Annotated in this window: 1 protein-coding gene; it reads left to right on the top strand. The window is 46.4% G+C overall.

The window, feature by feature from the left end; all coding sequences use genetic code 11:
* Positions 1-1,762 (top strand): beta strand repeat-containing protein (locus tag H2O64_RS23885; RefSeq protein ID WP_215907212.1); only part of this gene is annotated, 1,762 nt, incomplete at both ends.

Raw genomic sequence — 1,762 nt, 5'->3', positions numbered from 1 at the left:
CAGTTACTGGAACAGTAGCTAGTGGCAACACGAGCAATCCAACAGATTCAGGAACGGTAACGATCACAGATAATGATACCCCAGCGATGAGCGTTGGTGATGTAACCATCGCAGAAGACGGCGGAAGTGTCTCCGTACCAGTGAGTATTGACAATCCAAGCAGTGTAGATACAGTTGTATCCATCACTACGACCGATAACAGTGCCACCGATCCAAATGATTATACCACCACAACGGTAACTGCAACCATTCCAGCGGGACAAACAACGGTAAACGTTAGTATTCCAATTACCGATGATGTAGTTGGAGAACCAACCGAAGACTTTACAGTTACTGGAACAGTGGCTAGTGGCAACACGAGCAATCCAACAGATAGTGGAACGGTAACAATCACTGATAATGATACTCCGGCTATGAGCGTTGGTGATGTAACCATCGCAGAAGACGGCGGAAGCGTCTCAGTACCAGTGAGTATTGACAATCCAAGCAGTGTAGATACAGTTGTAAGTATTACGACTGTTGATAACAGTGCAACCGATCCAAATGATTATACCACGACCACTGTTACTGCTACGATTCCAGCGGGACAAACGACCGTGAACGTTAGTATTCCAATTACCGATGATACAACTGGAGAACCAACCGAAGACTTTACAGTTACTGGAACAGTAGCTAGTGGAAACACGAGCAATCCAACAGATTCAGGAACGGTAACGATCACAGATAATGATACCCCAGCGATGAGTGTTGGTGATGTAACCATCGCAGAAGACGGCGGAAGTGCATCCGTACCAGTGAGCATTGACAATCCAAGCAGTGTAGATACGGTAGTAAGTATCACGACGACCGATAACAGTGCAACTGATCCAAATGATTATACCACGACCACAGTTACTGCAACCATTCCAGCAGGACAAACAACGGTGAACGTTAGTATTCCAATTACCGATGATGTAGTTGGAGAACCAACCGAAGACTTTACAGTTACTGGTAGCGTAGCTAGTGGGAACACGAGCAATCCAACAGATTCAGGAACGGTAACGATCACTGATAATGATACCCCAGCGATGAGCGTTGGTGATGTAACCATCGCAGAAGACGGCGGAAGCGTCTCGGTACCAGTGAGCATTGACAATCCAAGCAGTGTAGATACAGTAGTATCGATCACTACAACCGATAACAGTGCAACCAATCCAAATGATTATACCACGACCACAGTTACTGCAACCATTCCAGCGGGACAAACAACGGTGAACGTTAGTATTCCAATTACCGATGATGTAGTTGGAGAACCAACCGAAGACTTTACAGTTACAGGTAACGTAGCTAGTGGCAACACGAGCAATCCAACAGATTCAGGAACGGTAACGATCACAGATAATGATACCCCAGCGATGAGCGTTGGTGATGTAACCATCGCAGAAGACGGCGGAAGCGTCTCGGTACCAGTGAGCATTGACAATCCAAGCAGTGTAGATACAGTTGTATCCATCACTACGACCGATAACAGTGCCACCGATCCAAATGATTATACAACCACAACGGTAACTGCAACCATTCCAGCGGGACAAACAACGGTGAACGTTAGTATTCCAATTACCGATGATGTAGTTGGAGAACCAACCGAGGACTTTACAGTTACTGGAACAGTAGCTAGTGGCAACACGAGCAATCCAACAGATTCAGGAACGGTAACGATCACAGATAATGATACCCCAGCGATGAGCGTTGGTGATGTAACCATCGCAGAAGACGGCGGAAG

The sequence above is a fragment of the Kordia aestuariivivens genome (assembly GCF_014397005.1).
GTDB classification, from domain to species: domain Bacteria; phylum Bacteroidota; class Bacteroidia; order Flavobacteriales; family Flavobacteriaceae; genus Kordia; species Kordia aestuariivivens.
Note: the sequence above shows the minus strand (reverse complement) of the source record. Positions and strands in the feature narration are given on the sequence as shown.